The organism is Microbispora bryophytorum (genome assembly GCF_006874465.1).
Lineage (GTDB): Bacteria > Actinomycetota > Actinomycetes > Streptosporangiales > Streptosporangiaceae > Microbispora > Microbispora bryophytorum.
The window spans coordinates 170998-185586 of sequence record NZ_VIRL01000007.1; the positions used below are offsets into that span (position 1 = coordinate 170998).

The following is a 14589-nucleotide window of genomic DNA, read 5'->3' on the forward strand; positions in this document are numbered from 1 at the left end:
AGGAAGGACGGCCGTGACCGAACGGTTGGACGGCCCGCAGGCCGCCGGCGGCGGAGACTCCGCCGCCGGGGCCTCCTCCGGCCCGAGCGAAACCCCCGCAGATCCTTCCTCCGACTCCCCCCAGTCCTCCGAGGTCCCCCAGTCCTCCGAGACTCCCCAGTCCGCTGACTCCCCCCAGCCCGGAGCGCCCCTTCCCGGCTCCGACGCCGACACCCCTCCCCCGGACTCCCCGGCCGCCTCGGACTCCCCGACCGTTTCCGAGGAGCCACCGGCGGGTCCGGCGGCGGGGTATGCGACGGCGGCCCCGCCCGGCGCGGTCGCCACAGCAGACGCGAGCGCCACGGCAGGCGCGGCGAAGGCGTTGGTGCGCCTCGGCCCGTCCCCGCGACTGGCGGTGATGTTCCTGCTGCCCGCGCTGCTGCTGCTCGCCGCGTGGGTCATCTATCCGATCGTCTACTCGATCTGGCGCAGTCTCTACGACTCGGCCGGCGACCGCTTCGTGGGGCTGAGCAACTACCTGTCGATCTTCACCGACTCCTCGACGCTCACCACGATCAGGAACAACATCATCTGGGTCGTGGTGGCCCCGGTCATCGTCACCGCGCTCGGTCTGATCTTCGCGGTGCTCACCGAGCGCATCCGCTGGTCAACGGCGTTCAAGCTGGTGCTGTTCATGCCGATGGCCGTCTCCCTGCTCGCCGCCGGCGTCATCTTCCGCCTGGTGTACGAGCAGGACCCGGACAAGGGCGTGGCCAACGCCGTCATCACGACCGTCCACGACGCCTTCTCCGCCGGCGCGGGCTATCCCGGGGCCCGGCCACGGGAGAACGACCAGGCGCCCGCAGCCGTGCAGGGCGGCGCGGTGGTGACGAAGCAGCAGGCGCAGGCCGGCACTCCGGTGCTGATCCCGCTCGTCGGCCTGACCCAGGACGCGGTGAAGAACACCGCGCCCGCCAAGGCCGCCCCCGGCGGCGACGGCCTGAGCGGCACGATCTGGCTCGACGTCGTCCGCGGCGGCGGAGGCACACTGAACCAGATCGACCCGCAGGAGAAGGGCCTGGCCGGCGTCACGGTCGAGGCGGTCTCCGGCGGCGCGGTCAAGGCGACGACCGAGACGGCCGCCGACGGCACGTTCCGCTTCTCCGGCCTCCCGGCCGGCTCCTATGTCGTACGGCTGCCGCAGTCGAACTTCACGGCGCCCTTCAACGGGCTGACCTGGCTGGGGCCGTCGCTGATCACTCCCGCGATCATCGGCGCGTACATCTGGGTGTGGGCCGGGTTCGCGATGGTGCTGATCGCGGCCGGGTTGTCGGCGATCCCGCGTGACGCCCTGGAGGCGGCCAGGATCGACGGCGCGACCGAGTGGCAGGTGTTCCGCCGGATCACCGTGCCGCTGCTGTCGCCGGTGCTGCTCGTCGTCTTCGTCACCATGATCATCAATGTGCTGAAGGTGTTCGACCTGGTGTTCATCATCGCCCCCGGCTCGGTGCAGCCACAGGCCAACGTGATCGCGCTGGAGATGTGGCGCGTGTCGTTCGGCGGCGGCGGCAACCAGGGTCTGGGCAGCGCGCTGTCGATCTTCCTGCTCGTGCTGGTGGTGCCGTTCATGATCTTCAACATCCGCCGGTTCAGGAGGGACGAGGGATGACGACCCTGGCCGAACCCCTGCACGCGCAGTCCATGCGGCGCGGCCTGATCGCGCGGGCGGTCGACCGCCTCGGCGGCGGCCTGGTCCAGGTCTTCATGATCCTGGTCGCGCTCTTTTGGCTGCTCCCGACCCTCGGGCTGCTCGTCGTCTCGCTGCGCGGCGAGACCGAGAACAACTCCTCCGGCTGGTGGACGCTGTTCACCAAACCCGCGCAGCTCACCGTCGACAACTACTCGAACCTGCTCGCGTCGGGCTTCGGCTCGTCGTTCTGGAACACCGTCCTCATCACGGTGCCGGCGACGCTGCTGGTGATCGGCATCGCGGCCATGGCGGCGTACGCGTTCGCCTGGATCGAGTTCCCCGGCAGGGACCTGGTGTTCCTCGTGGTCATCGCCCTGCTGGTCGTCCCGGTGCAGATCGCGCTGATCCCCATCGCCAAGCTGTACGGAGCCCTCGGGATCTTCGGCTCGATTCTCGGGGTCGTGCTGTTTCATGTGGCGTTCGGCCTGCCGTTCGCCATCTTCCTGCTGCGCAACTTCTTCGTGGGCATTCCGCGCGAGCTGCTCGAGGCGGCGCGGATGGACGGCGCGCCGGAGTGGCGGATCTTCGCCACCGTGGTGTTCCCGCTGGCCAAGCCCGCGATCGCGTCGCTCGGCATCTTCCAGTTCCTGTGGGTGTGGAACGACCTGCTCGTCGCGCTGGTCTTCGCCGACACCGGCAACCAGCCGATGACGAAGGCACTGCAATCCCAGATGCGGCAGTTCGGCACGAACGTGGACATTCTCGCGCCGGGCGCGTTCCTGTCGCTCATCATCCCGCTGGTGTTGTTCTTCGCCTTCCAGCGGTATTTCGTGCAGGGCATGCTCGCGGGCTCGGTCAAGTGACCGGCCGGAGGCCCCGAATCGTCCGGGGCCTCCGGTATCACCGCGGTTGACACGGGAAATGTCCCGTGTGTGACGAGCCATGCCGGAAGAACGTCGGATGCCCGCTTCACGGGGGTAAGCGGGCATCCGATCTTTCCGTCGCCGGGCCGTACGGGGGCCGAAAAGCCGATAGAGTGCGCGGACATGTCAGGACGTCCGTTGCACGAACTCGTGGAAGCCGGGTGGGCCGAGGCCCTCGCACCCGTGGCCGGGCGGATCGCCGCCATGGGCGACTTCCTCAGGCAGGAGATCACGGAAGGCCGCCAGTACCTCCCGGCGGGGGACAACGTCCTCCGCGCGTTCCAGCAGCCGCTGAGCGAGGTCCGGGTGCTGATCGTCGGCCAGGATCCCTACCCCACCCCCGGGCACCCGGTCGGGCTGAGCTTCTCCGTCGCCCCCGACGTACGGCCGCTTCCGGGCAGCCTGGTCAACATCTTCAAGGAGTACATGGCCGACCTCGGCCATCCCACGCCGCCCTCGAACGGCGACCTCACCCCGTGGACCGAGCAGGGCGTGCTGCTGCTCAACCGGGTGCTGACGGTGATGCCGGGCAAGCCCGCCTCCCACCGGGGCAAGGGCTGGGAAGAGGTGACCGAGCAGGCCATCAAGGCGCTGGTCGAGCGGGGCGGACCGCTCGTGGCGATCCTGTGGGGCCGCGACGCCCGCAACCTGCGGCCGATGCTGGGGGACGTGCCGTGCATCGAGTCGGCCCACCCCAGCCCGCTGTCGGCGCGCAGCGGGTTCTTCGGCTCCCGTCCGTTCAGCCGGGCCAACGCCCTGCTGGAGCAGCAGGGCGGGGCGCCGGTCGAGTGGAAACTGCCGTGACGGCTTGCCGATAGGATCACCACCATGAGCGATGGAACGGACACCGGTCGCTACCTGCGGCTCACCGTCGACCTGGTGGTCGAGGTCCTTGATGTAGACGCGCTGCAGGCCGCGGCGCTCGCCGAGATCCGCGACCCCCAGGCCGAACTGGACGACGCCGAGCGGCAGGAGCAGATCGAACTGGTCAACTCCGACGAGACGGGCGCGGCGGCCCTGCAGTGGCTGATCGAGCCCGACCACGTGCTGGGCCTGGTCGAGCACGTCGCCGAGATCGAGCCGAGGGAGGCGATGCTCGGCGTGGAGCCGTCGGAGGGCGTCCTGGAGGACGAGGACGACCACGATCACGATCACGACGAGCCGGGTCACATCCACTGAGGCCCGACCACATCCACTGAGGCCGGTCCACGACAGGGCGTCGGGCCGGACGCGCCGGCCCGACCGGCGCGTCCGTGCCGGGCCCCTCACACAGGCCGGCGCGTCCCTGCCGCCTGACGTCACGGGACCGCGTGGGCGTCACGGGACCGCATGGACGTCACCGACCGCGTACGCGTCAGGGACAGGCGGGTAGACGCCCGCCCCGCTCATACCGGCCGAAGAGCCTGGTGGGGTCCTGTCGGCGGCTCTACACGAATGGCGTCGCCGGGCCGGACCTCGCCGCCCGCGACGACGACGCCCATGACCCCGGCCTTGCGCACCAGATTGCCCTCCTCGTCCCGGTCCAGCACAGCCTTCATCAGCCCGTCCTGGAAACCGTCGAGTTGCACGCAGGGGTTGCGCAGACCGGTCACCTCGACGACGGCGGTCTCGCCGAGATGCAGCCGGGTCCCGGCGGGCAACGCGAGCAGATCGACACCCCTGGTGGTGACGTTCTCCCCCATGTCCCCTTCCCGTACGGCGAAGCCCGCCTCGCGCAGTTCGTCGTGCAACTCCGCGTGGACAAGGTGCACCTGGCGCAGGTTCGGCTGACTGGGATCGCGGGCGACTCGCGACCGGTGCTTCACGGTCACGCCGGCGTGGGCGTCCCCCTCGACGCCCAGGCCCGCCAGCAGCCGGATCGACTCCAGCGACGTCTTGCTGAAGGTATGGGCGGCGCTGCGGCTCACCGCCGTCACTCTGCTCGTCACGTCTCCTCCTCTTGGGGCGATGGCTCCATTCCGCGCACGAGGGCGAGGAGGCGGTCAAGCAGATATTCGTCACACGGGGCCTGCTCGCTGACCCACGCGACCGCGTTGACCAGCGTGAGGAGGTCGGCGATCTCGATGTCGCCGGGCACCGCGCCGTCCCGTTGCGCGCGTTCGAGCAGGGCGGCGCCGGTGGCCCGGATCCGCTCGTGGCACGCCGCGAGCGCCGCGTCCGTGTCCGGCGCGGGCGGTGCGGCCATCCGGGCGGCCACCAGGCCCCGCATCGCGGTCGCGTGCTCGGCCACGGCCCGCAGCCAGGTGCGCAACGCCTGCGCCGGCGACCTGTGGTCGAGCAGGTCGCGTCCTTTCTCGCACAGCGCCGCCACATCGTCCCCGATGATCGCCACGAGCAGGGCTCCGGGAGTGGGGAAATGGCGATACAAGGTGCCCGGGCCCACCCCCGCGCTCTGCGCGATCTTGTTGAGCGACGCCTGAGCTCCGTGCTCGGCGAAGGCGGCTCTGGCGGCGCGGAGCACGCGTTCGCGGTTGTCGCGCGCGTCGGCCCGCATCCGCCGGTTCCCGGGAGCATCGCCGGGCGAGCCCACGGCGTCGGCCGGCCGAGCGGCCGACGCGTTCGTGTCGCCCGCCGTCGCAGGGGCCGGTGGCCCCGCGTCGCTCGTCGTCTGGTTCGCCCGCCGCCGGGGGGCCCTGGCACTCTCGGTCGTCACTTCACCCTCGCATTGCCATCCGGAGAGGATCTCCGTATTCTAGCCGCAACCTAACCGGAGAGGTTCTCCGGTCGGAATCGTGGAGGTGTTCGATGAGGATCGGTGTTTTCGTCGGGGAGGTCCGGGGAGCCGTGACGGCCGGGGAGCTCGCCGGCCAGGTGCGTGCGGCGGCGGACGCCGGTCTCTCCACCGCCTGGTCGGCTCAGGCGCTCGGATGGGACGCGCTGACCGCGCTGGCCGTGGCGGGCGCCCAGGTGCCGGGCATCGCGCTTGGCTCTTCCGTGGTTCCGGTGCCCGCGCGTCATCCGCTGGTGCTGGCGAGCCAGGCCCTGAGCGTCCAGGCGGCGACTGGGAACCGGCTGACCCTCGGCATCGGCGTGGGGATCGCGATGATGACGCGGACGATGTTCGGCCTTTCCGCCGACCGGCCCGTCGCCCGGATGCGCGAATACCTGTCGGTGCTCCGTCCCCTGCTCAGGGGCGAGCAGGTGAGTCATCGGGGCGAGATGTTCACAGTGGAGGGCACGGTGAACGTTCCCGGCGCCGCGCCGCCGCCCGTGCTGCTGGCCGCGCTCGGCCCCGCCATGCTGCGCCTGGCGGGCGAGCACGCGGACGGCGTGGTGACCTGGATGACCGGCCCTCGCACCCTGGCCGGCCATATCGTCCCGACGGTCACGCGGGCGGCCCACGCCGCGGGGCGCCCATCCCCTCGCGTCGTCGCCGGGCTGATCGTCTGCGTGACGGACGACGAAGAGGATGTGCGGCGGCGGATCGCCGGGGAGTTCGGGCTGGCCGGCCAGGTGCCCGAATATCGGGCCGTGCTCGACCGGGAGGGCGTGGACGGCCCGGAGGACGTCGTGATCGTCGGCGACGAGCAGGCGGTTGTCCACCGAATCGGGGAGCTCGCCGAGGCGGGTGTCACCGAGTTCGCCGCGTCGCCCTACGGGGACGCGCGCGAGCAGGAACGCACCCTCGCGGTGCTCGCCGGCCTCGCCGGATCGACCGGCCACTCGACCTGAGGCCACCGGCCGCTCGGACCACGCAGAGCCCGCCCACGGTGCCGGCGACTTCCCGACCGGTCTGCCCGGACGGGGTCGGTCAGGAGCTCAGGACCTCCTGGCGCCGCCGGGCGAGGGACTCCTGCTGGCGGGTCAGCTCACCACAGCGGGCGGACACCTGGTTGACCATCCCCGCGACCCACTCGGCCACCTCGCGCACCGCCTCCGCCGTACGGGCGATCCGCTGGTGCTTGATGGCGTCGGTGATGATGTTGTCGAAGAAGACGTCGGCGAACCAGCGCGTGTCCACCTTCGGCAACTGCGGCGCGGCGCCGACGCCGATGTCGGCCAGCTCACGGGAGAACCGGTCGAGCGCACCCTGCGCGTGCCAGGCCGCCTCGTCGGCCTGACGCAGGTGCCCGTGCTCGACCATGTCGGCGAAACCGCCGCCGTTGCTGAACATGTCCCAGGTCGAGGCGCCGCGGGCGCCGCCCAGATGCCGCAGGACATAGCCGACCGCCTCGCCCGCGGCCGCCCCGACCTGCTGCGCCTCCTGGTGCTCGCGCAGGTCGGCGCTCACGCTCGCCAGCCGGGCGGCGATGTCGGCCAGCTCCCGCCCGCGCGGATCGCCCGACTCGACCAGCATCCGTTCCTTGCGGACGAGCAGTGCCTCCAGCTCGTGATGCGGGTTGCCGAGCTCCGCGAGGGCCTGGTCGGTCGTACGCAGGTCGCCGGTGAGCCACGCCAGGCGGGTGCGCTGCCCGGTGACCCGCTGGCGGGCCGCCACCGCCTCGGCCCGCTCCCGCGCCAGGCGCTCCTCCTTGCTCCCGGTCAGACCCGCCAGGAGGGCGGCGAAGCCGCCCTGTTCCAGCTTGGCGACGTCGCGGTCCTCCTTGGCAAGCTGCCGCTCCAGGTCCGCGAGCATGCCGCGGACCTCCTCGATCTGAGTCAGGAGAGTGGCACGCTGCCGGGTGAGCTGGTCCCGGCGTCTGGCGCGGTCCCGTGCGTCCCGGATCTCGTCATCGACAGCAGCGAAAAGGGTCACACTTCAACAGACGTCCGGCAGACACCCGAACGTTCCCGCCCCGCCGCCTGATCACCTGGTCAAGGGAACCGGCATGATCGTGCCGGTGGTTCTGCCGGTCTGCCCGCAGAAGCCGGCTCAGGCGACCAACAGGCCCGGGGAATGACGGGGGTGGGGGCTTCCGTCGTGACCGCCCGGCAGGCGGAGCCTGAGACAGGACCGGGCGGCGGCGGCCGGCGCGAGGCGTGCGCGCAGGAGCCCGCTCTCCTCGTCCCAAAGGCCGGGCGGGGACCCGTCCTCGCCTCCGGGAACGGGGAAGGGCCCGCTTTCCCGGTCCGCTCCGCCGGACAGCACGGCACAGTCCAGCTCCGCCACATAGTCCAGCTCCGTCACACAGTCCTGCCCCGCCACGTGGTCCGGCCCCGCCACCCGGAGGCGGCGGGCGACGCCGCGGCGGGGCGGATGCGTCCCGGTCTGCCAATGGGAGCCGGTGGACAGCCAGGCGAAATGGCCGGCGAGCAGCGACTCGGCCACGGTGCGCAGGACGGTGACCGCGCACAGGCTGTGGGCGCAGGCGAGGCCGGTCAGCGTGATCTCCGGCAGACCGAAACGCCGTAGGCCGCGCGAGGTCGTCACGAGGCACGAACAGCCCTCGTCGACATCGGCTCCCGCGGGTGCGGCGGCGCCGAGGCCGCAGGTGTGATCCTCGTCGGCGCACGACACCTTCCAGCCCAGCCAGTCGTCGCCGAGGCGGAAGTCACGCCGCTCCCCCGGGCACTCGGCGCAGTGGTAGACGGCCGCCCCCGTGAGCGGGTCGTACAACCCGCCGTGGTAGGCCTCCGCGATCCCGCGCGCGGCCGCGCGGGCGACCTGGGCGGCCTCGGGTTGTTCCTCGACGGGAGCGGTGCTCGTCACCACCACGTGATGACGGGCCCGTCTCACCCGTCTGAGGTCCTCCGCGTTCAGGTCCATCCGCCGCCACGGGGACCGCGCCGACCGGAACGCCTCCAGCGTCAGCCGGGGCGTGCCGAGCGCGTCCCTGGCGGCACGCCGGTGGGACGGCCCCATCCGCCAGGGGACGACCGACGAGAGATCGGTCGGCGTGCGGTCCGTGACGACGACGAAGACCGATGAGGTCTGCGCGGGCACGGGATAGGTGAATAGCATGGCTCCTCCTCCGCGACGTGCTGCACCTACAACCGCCGAAGCGGCCGCGGAAGTGCCGCAGGAGCAGCCGGCCCCACGCCCACCGCTCCTCGCACTGCCGCAGGGCCACAGCCTGCGCGAAACCGTCGCCGGCCGACCCACCCGAACGGCGCTCTGTGGACAGCCGGCGAACAGAACGGGCGAATCCCCGCGCCACGTCGCCTTGGTCCACAGGTGGCCGGTCAATGGGCCTGTCGGGCGATCGCCTAATTGGCCTTACCGAAGATCAGGAGCCGATGGGACTCCAGCGTCCCTTCCGGCAGGTCGTCCGGCGCGAACCACCGCGCCTCCAGGATCTCCTTGGGGTCGATCTTCATCGTGCCGCCCGCGAACTCGGCCTCGTACGCCACCTCTACCCGCAGCCGGTAGCCGCTCTTGAGCTGGACGAGCTCACCGACACGCACCTTCAAGCCGGTCTCTTCGCGCACCTCCCGGACGACCGTCTCCTGGAACGTCTCCCCCTTCATGGCACCGCCGGTGGGCAGCCCCCATTGCCTGCCTTCCGGCCACAACCGATGCCGGAGCAGCAGCACCCGCCCGTCTCCGTCGCGGACGATCCCTGTGACACCGACCATGAACTTCGCCTGCGAAAGCCACAGCAGTCGCCACTGCACCGAGCCGCCGATGCTCCGCCACAGCCGGGCGACCAGATCGTTCACGATGAGTCCCTTCGTCCACGAGCCCCTTCGTCCACGGTGACTCCAGCGGTGAGAAGGACATCATCACAGGCCGGGCGCCCGACCCCGTGCCACTTATCGCGGGGCGACCGCCCTACCGCGACCCGCCCTCACTCCAGGTCATGTCGATCCGCTGCCCGATGATCTCGTATCCGGCGCGGAGGAACGCCCGGGCCATCGGGACGTTGCCGACGTCCGTGGCGGCGCGGATTCGCGGGACGCCCTGCCCGGCGAGGACGCGCGTCCCCTCGGCCAGCAGGTCGTCGACATGGCCCTTGCCGCGATGGGCGGGCAGGACCCCGATGTAGGCGATCATCGCGTTGTACTCGTTGCGCGCCGGGATGACGAATCCCACCGGTTCGCCCTCGGGCGACGTGCCGATTCGCCACCATTCCCGTGGGCTCCGGTAGTGGGCGAGCTCGTCGTCGTAGTGCTGGGCGGCGGCCCGCTCGGCGGGCATGCGGGCGAGGTCGGCGCGGCTGTGGGCGTCGAGCGTGCCGTCGAGGACGCGGGTCATCAGAGTGACCAGTTCCTCCCTGCCGGCCACGGGACGGAAGGTCAGCCGCCCGTTCGGCGCCGCGACGGGAGTGCCGGGACGCCACTCCAGCCGCAGCCGTTCGACGAGCGGCCGCGCGCCGGCCCGCTCCAGCACGGCCATGCGGTTCTCGACGGCGGGCCTCGCCGTCGCATCGTCGCGCCATCGCGAAGGCACGAACGCGTTGTATTCGGGCGGGCATGCTCCGGCCGGCAGCACGGCGGCGCTCGCGGTTTCGTACAACCGGACCCCGGCGTCGATACTCGCCGGTCCTGGCGTGGCGTCGTCGAGGTCGAGGATGTCCAGCAGCGCCGGGGCCTCGCCCGCGCGCGGGGCCCACCAGGACAGCCTGGCGACGAGGCGGTCGCCGCGCAGCGCCATCCACATCCACTCGGGCCGCCGGCGGCCGGAGGCGAGGTCGTCGTCCAGCTCGTCGTTCAGCACGTAGGGCAGGCGGCGGAAAAGGCCGAGTTCCTCGCGTCCCGCGATGGGGCGCATGATCAAGTCTTCGGGGTTCACTGCACTTCCTCAGATGAGGCGTGCCCGTTCGCGCCCAGGGGTCAGCGTCCGGCCGCACCCCGGGAAGGAACCGGCACGACGTTCTTGGCAAACATCGGCTCGTCCCTCCTCTCGTCGTCGAAGAATCGTCGTCGAAGATCCGCGCCTGTTCTATCGGACGCGCCACCTGGTGCGCCAATCATTTTCCACCGGCGAGACCGCAGGCCAGTGGCCCTTCGGCTCCGGCTACGGCGACCGGGTCGCCACCGTCACGACGACGGTAGGCGACCCGCACGCTCCCGGTGCGCCGCTCGTCCGCCCGTACGGCGTCGCGGCGTGGTCCCCGCCCGGCGCCGGCCGGGCGACCCCGGTGTCCGGCCCCGCCGGGCCGTGGCGGGAACGTCCGGGATCAGCTGCAGTTGCCCCACGTCAGGCGGCCACCGCTCGCGATCTCCCCGTCGACGCGCGTGTCGGCGACCGTGCCGTAGTACTTCACGCACTTGCCCTTGGCGTTCATCTTCACCGGACCGGCGTAGTACTTGTACTTCTTCAGGTGGTCGATCTTCTCGGCCGTCCTCCCGTTGGACTGCCGCACCATGAGCTGGGCGGACGTCCGTGTGGGCGTGCCGACGTACGCCGACTTGATGGTGACGACGCAGTTCTGCCCGGTCTTGCGGTTGTAGAGCAGGTAGACGCGCCCGAAGACCTGCCCCGACGGGGTCTTCACCGCCCGGCTGCCGTCGTGGGTGACCCGGCCGAAGCCGGAGCCGCACACCCCCTCGGGGGTGTAGCCGGCGGAGATCGCGTATGCCGGGTTGGCGACGAGCCCTCCGACGGCCAGCGCCGCTGCGACGACGACCGTACTCGCGGACCTGCGCATACGTTGTCCTTTCCCAACCGCCGCCCTCCGTCCGGGCGGCGTCCTGGCGATCATCCTTGCGGATCATCAACCAGGAGATGACCGAAACAGTCAAATCTGGGCAAGACGAATCGCGTTCAGCCCGCCGCCAGGGCGCAGGAGAGGCCTGACCGGTGCATCACCCGATAGGCCGCCCAAATCGAGTCCGGCGGGTGAAACATTCAGCACGAAACGCCCTCATCGGCCCCTGAAGAGGCGAACGACGAGGCCCTTCCACCGAAGGCTTGACCCTGCCCGGGCCGACGACTGACGCTTCCTCCGGCGGCTCCTCCCGCAGCGCACGACCAATGGGATCACGCCGCTCCCGCGTGTGAGGCCGAACTCGTGGTGATCTTCGCGGCTGCTCCTGTCAACGCGCACATGACGGAGGTCGAATGCTCGGCAGAGGAAGCAGCCGTCGCCAGGCGACACCGCACACGCAGGTCCGGAGCGGAATCCGGACGCACGGCTCGCGTGTGCGCGCCCGCATGCGCACGGTCCTCGCGTGCTCCGTGGCCGCCCTCACCGCAGTGATCGGCACCATGTCCCACCAGGCGGTGGCCGGGGCGGCCGCCGCCGGTTGCCGGGTCGACTACACCGTCACGTCGCAGTGGCCCGGCGGGTTCACCGGCGCCGTCACCGTGACGAACCTCGGCGACCCCGTCTCCGGCTGGAAGCTCGCGTGGTCCTTCACCGCGGGTCAGACGGTCACGCAGGCGTGGAACGCCACCCTCACGCAGAACGGGGCCCAGGTCACCGCGGCCGACGCCGGATACAACGCGGCCCTCGCCACCGGCGGCTCCACCGCGTTCGGCTTCAACGGCTCCTGGAACAACTCCGCCAACCCCCTGCCCCTCTCCTTCACGCTCAACGGCACCCCCTGCGCGGGGTCGGCGACCTCCACACCGAGCCCCACCCCCACACCGAGCCCCACACCGAGCCCCTCCGCCAGCCCCTCCGCGAGCCGGACACCGAGCCCCACGCCCAGCCCCACGCCCAGCCCCACGCCCAGCCCCACGCCCAGCCCCACCCCGAGCCCGCGAGGCGGCGACGGAAGCCCGGCCGACCCCCGCATCGCCTACGCCGGGCGGTGGGACACCGGATCGAGCACCGGGTACGTGCCGAACTGGACGGGCGCCTACTTCGAGACCGCGTTCACCGGGACCACGGTGAAGATCAAACAGCGGGACGCGGTCAACATGTACGTCAGCATCGACGGGGGCGACGACGTGTTCTACGCCGGCGTCAGGGGCACCGTGAACCTGACCCCGACCCCGCTGCCCTCCGGCACGCACACGCTGCGCGTGTCCTACCGCTCAGGGGACACGGTCTTTCAAGGGCTGGTGCTCGATCCGGGGGCGACCACCGTGGACCCACACCCGCCCACCAAGCTCATCGAGTTCGTCGGCGACTCCATCACCGCCGGCTACCTCGATTCGAAGCTCGCGCTGTCCGCGTACGGCTGGGTCCTGGGCGAAAAGCTGCACGTCCGGCACACCCAGATCGCCCGCGCCGGCTACTGCCTCGTGGCACAGGAGGGGTGTGCCGGGCAGAGCACGCAGTATTTCAAGCTCGGGAGCACGGGCGCCACGGACTGGGACTTCTCCCGCTACACCGCCGACGCCGTCGTGATCAACCTCGGCACCAACGACATCGGTCATCACGTCACCGGCTCCGCCTTCCAGGCGGCCTACACCTCCTTTCTGAGTGCCGTCCGGGCGAAGCACCCGAGAGCGGCCCTGTTCGCGATGGAGACGTTCAAGCAGCGCTACGTCGCCGAGACCAAGGCGGCGGTGGCGGCTCGCAACGCCTCCGGCGACGCCAACGTCTACTACATCAACACCGAGGGCTGGCTGACTCCGGGCGTCGACTACGCCGACGGCGACGGGCACCCCAGCGACGCCGGCCACATCAAGATCGCCAACCGTCTCGCCCCCGTCATCGCCCCCAAGATCGGTGTTTCCGTCCCCTAACGGAGGCCGTCCGTGCCCTATCCCACGCGAGGGGGGCTTCGCTCCTCGCTCGTCGCCGCTCTGGCCGCGGCCCTCGCCGCTGTCTCGATCTCGCTGCCTCCCCGTGCGCATGCCGCCACCGGCGACGGCTCGCCTACCGATCCCAACATCTCCCTCACCGGACGGTGGGACACGGCCGACCCCACCGCGTACACGCCGCACTGGGCCGGCGCCTACCTCACCACCGGCTTCACCGGCACCACCGTCAAGCTCAAACAGCGCAACACCATCGACCTGTACGCCAGCATCGACGGAGGGCCGTACACCTACTACACGAACGTCAGCGGCACGGTGAATCTGACCCCGACCCCGCTGAGGGCCGGCACCCACACCCTGCGCGTGTCCTACCGAGTCGTGGCAGGGTCCTATCACGGTGACGCCGTCTTCCGGGGGCTCGTCCTCGACTCCGGCGCCGGTACGGTCGCCCCGCCGGTTCCGCGCACGCTCATCGAGTTCGTCGGCGACTCGATCACCGTGGGCACGACGACTTCGAAGAACGCGCTCACCGCGTACGGCTGGCTCATCGGAGAGCGGTTGGGCGCGCGGCACACCCAGATCGCCCAGGGAGGCGCCTGTCTGGTCGCCACCGCCGACGGCTGTGTCGGTTTGGAGAGGCAGTTCGTCAAGCTCGACCCCAACACGTCCACCCCCGACTGGGACTTCTCCCGCTACACCGCCGACGCCGTGGTGATCAACCTGGGCACCAACGACTCCGGCCATGGGGTTCACACACCGGAATTCCAGACCTCCTACACCAACCTCCTCCGGCAGGTGCGGGCGAAATACCCCAAGGCGGCCGTCTTCGCGCTCGAGACCTTCAGTAAACGGTTCGCCGCCCAGACCCAGGCCGCGGTGAAGACCCTCAACGACGGCGGCGACGCCGACGTGTACTACGTCAACACCGAGGGATGGCTGACCAGCGCGCAGCTCAGCGACTCCGTGCATCCCAACGACGCCGGTCATCAAGCGATCGCCGACCGCCTGACCCCGATCATCTCCGCCAAGCTCGGCGGGTCCCCCTCGCCGTCACCCAGCCCCACGCCCAGCCCGACACCCAGCCCGACGCCGAGCCCGACACCCAGCCCCACGCCGACACCGACCGCCGCGGGAAGTTGCACGGTGACCTACACCATCACCAACCAGTGGCAGGGCGGCTTCCAAGGTGATGTGACGATCGCGAACACCGGCAGCGCGGCGGTCGGCGGCTGGAGGCTGACCTGGTCCTTCCCCAACGGGCAGCAGATCAGCCAGGCGTGGAACGGCGCCTACAGTCAAAGCGGCAGCGCCGTGACCGTGACCGACGCCGGCTGGAACGCCGCCATCCCGGCCGGCGGCACGGCGGCGTTCGGCTTTATCGCCAGTCAGTCCGGCGCGAACGGCGAGCCGACCGCCTTCGCCCTCAACGGCATGCCCTGCGCCGTCCGCTGACCGTGACCGGCCCGGCCCGCGCCGGGCCAGAGCGGCGCCTGCCCTGGAGCCGGCGCAGCGGGCGGTCA

The 14589-nt window shown here is 71.0% G+C and carries 14 protein-coding genes; 7 read left to right on the forward strand and 7 right to left on the reverse strand.

Annotated features, from left to right (window positions below; translation table 11 throughout):
* Window positions 1–13 precede the first annotated feature (13 nt).
* From FLX07_RS15975 to FLX07_RS15990, 4 genes are all read left to right on the forward strand, one after another.
* Window positions 14–1648: an ABC transporter permease gene (locus FLX07_RS15975; RefSeq protein WP_229689785.1), complete on the forward strand. Its 1635-nt coding sequence runs from the start codon at window positions 14–16 to the stop codon at window positions 1646–1648.
* Window positions 1645–2532 carry a carbohydrate ABC transporter permease gene (locus tag FLX07_RS15980; protein ID WP_142571562.1) on the forward strand — a complete coding sequence of 296 codons (888 nt, stop codon included), beginning with the start codon at window positions 1645–1647 and terminating at the stop codon, window positions 2530–2532. The genes FLX07_RS15975 and FLX07_RS15980 overlap by 4 nt, the downstream gene beginning before the upstream one ends.
* Before the next feature lie 183 nt (window positions 2533–2715).
* On the forward strand, window positions 2716–3396 hold the full coding sequence (locus FLX07_RS15985) for a uracil-DNA glycosylase (RefSeq protein WP_142571563.1): 681 nt from the start codon (window positions 2716–2718) through the stop codon (window positions 3394–3396).
* Window positions 3397–3420: 24 nt separating this feature from the next.
* On the forward strand, window positions 3421–3771 hold the full coding sequence (locus FLX07_RS15990; RefSeq protein ID WP_142571564.1) for a hypothetical protein: 351 nt from the start codon (window positions 3421–3423) through the stop codon (window positions 3769–3771).
* Window positions 3772–3977: 206 nt separating this feature from the next.
* Here the strand turns inward: FLX07_RS15990 and FLX07_RS15995 are convergent, their stop codons facing one another.
* Together FLX07_RS15995 and FLX07_RS16000 are read right to left on the reverse strand one after the other, a co-directional pair.
* Complete coding sequence (locus tag FLX07_RS15995) at window positions 3978–4520, reverse strand: MOSC domain-containing protein (RefSeq protein ID WP_142571565.1); 543 nt, start codon at window positions 4518–4520, stop codon at window positions 3978–3980.
* Window positions 4517–5245: a TetR/AcrR family transcriptional regulator gene (locus FLX07_RS16000; RefSeq protein ID WP_229689786.1), complete on the reverse strand. Its 729-nt coding sequence runs from the start codon at window positions 5243–5245 to the stop codon at window positions 4517–4519. Before FLX07_RS16000 ends, FLX07_RS15995 begins: the two co-directional genes overlap by 4 nt.
* Before the next feature lie 92 nt (window positions 5246–5337).
* Here FLX07_RS16000 and FLX07_RS16005 point away from each other — a divergent pair, with 92 nt between their 5' ends.
* Window positions 5338–6264 (forward strand): TIGR03564 family F420-dependent LLM class oxidoreductase, encoded by a 927-nt coding sequence (locus FLX07_RS16005; RefSeq protein WP_142571566.1) that lies wholly within the window; start codon window positions 5338–5340, stop codon window positions 6262–6264.
* 79 nt (window positions 6265–6343) lie between these two features.
* Here FLX07_RS16005 and FLX07_RS16010 read toward each other — a convergent pair whose 3' ends face one another.
* From FLX07_RS16010 to FLX07_RS16030, 5 genes are all read right to left on the reverse strand, one after another.
* Complete coding sequence (locus FLX07_RS16010) at window positions 6344–7168, reverse strand: hypothetical protein (protein ID WP_142571567.1); 825 nt, start codon at window positions 7166–7168, stop codon at window positions 6344–6346.
* A 237-nt stretch (window positions 7169–7405) separates the two neighbouring features.
* On the reverse strand, window positions 7406–8434 hold the full coding sequence (locus FLX07_RS16015) for a hypothetical protein (protein WP_142571568.1): 1029 nt from the start codon (window positions 8432–8434) through the stop codon (window positions 7406–7408).
* Between the two features lie 245 nt (window positions 8435–8679).
* Window positions 8680–9132: an NUDIX domain-containing protein gene (locus FLX07_RS16020; RefSeq protein WP_142571569.1), complete on the reverse strand. Its 453-nt coding sequence runs from the start codon at window positions 9130–9132 to the stop codon at window positions 8680–8682.
* Between the two features lie 112 nt (window positions 9133–9244).
* On the reverse strand, window positions 9245–10204 hold the full coding sequence (locus FLX07_RS16025; RefSeq protein WP_229689787.1) for a GNAT family N-acetyltransferase: 960 nt from the start codon (window positions 10202–10204) through the stop codon (window positions 9245–9247).
* A 388-nt stretch (window positions 10205–10592) separates the two neighbouring features.
* A complete protein-coding gene (locus FLX07_RS16030) occupies window positions 10593–11063 on the reverse strand; it encodes a hypothetical protein (protein ID WP_142571570.1) in 471 nt (156 codons plus the stop codon).
* 413 nt (window positions 11064–11476) lie between these two features.
* Here FLX07_RS16030 and FLX07_RS16035 point away from each other — a divergent pair, with 413 nt between their 5' ends.
* On the forward strand, window positions 11477–13054 hold the full coding sequence (locus tag FLX07_RS16035; protein WP_208762230.1) for a cellulose binding domain-containing protein: 1578 nt from the start codon (window positions 11477–11479) through the stop codon (window positions 13052–13054).
* A 12-nt stretch (window positions 13055–13066) separates the two neighbouring features.
* Window positions 13067–14521 carry a cellulose binding domain-containing protein gene (locus FLX07_RS16040; protein ID WP_142571571.1) on the forward strand — a complete coding sequence of 485 codons (1455 nt, stop codon included), beginning with the start codon at window positions 13067–13069 and terminating at the stop codon, window positions 14519–14521.
* Window positions 14522–14589 lie beyond the last annotated feature (68 nt).

Excerpts from the sequence above, each read along its gene's own strand:
- FLX07_RS16010 (WP_142571567.1), bottom strand. The coding sequence starts at position 7,168 with ATGCTCGCGGACCTGGAGCGGCAGCTTGCCAAGGAGGACCGCGACGTC.
- FLX07_RS15990 (WP_142571564.1), top strand. The coding sequence starts at position 3,421 with ATGAGCGATGGAACGGACACCGGTCGCTACCTGCGGCTCACCGTCGAC.
- FLX07_RS15985 (WP_142571563.1), top strand. The coding sequence starts at position 2,716 with ATGTCAGGACGTCCGTTGCACGAACTCGTGGAAGCCGGGTGGGCCGAG.
- FLX07_RS16005 (WP_142571566.1), top strand. The coding sequence starts at position 5,338 with ATGAGGATCGGTGTTTTCGTCGGGGAGGTCCGGGGAGCCGTGACGGCC.
- FLX07_RS16030 (WP_142571570.1), bottom strand. The coding sequence starts at position 11,063 with ATGCGCAGGTCCGCGAGTACGGTCGTCGTCGCAGCGGCGCTGGCCGTC.
- FLX07_RS16035 (WP_208762230.1), top strand. The coding sequence starts at position 11,477 with ATGCTCGGCAGAGGAAGCAGCCGTCGCCAGGCGACACCGCACACGCAG.
- FLX07_RS16015 (WP_142571568.1), bottom strand. The coding sequence starts at position 8,434 with ATGCTATTCACCTATCCCGTGCCCGCGCAGACCTCATCGGTCTTCGTC.
- FLX07_RS15980 (WP_142571562.1), top strand. The coding sequence starts at position 1,645 with ATGACGACCCTGGCCGAACCCCTGCACGCGCAGTCCATGCGGCGCGGC.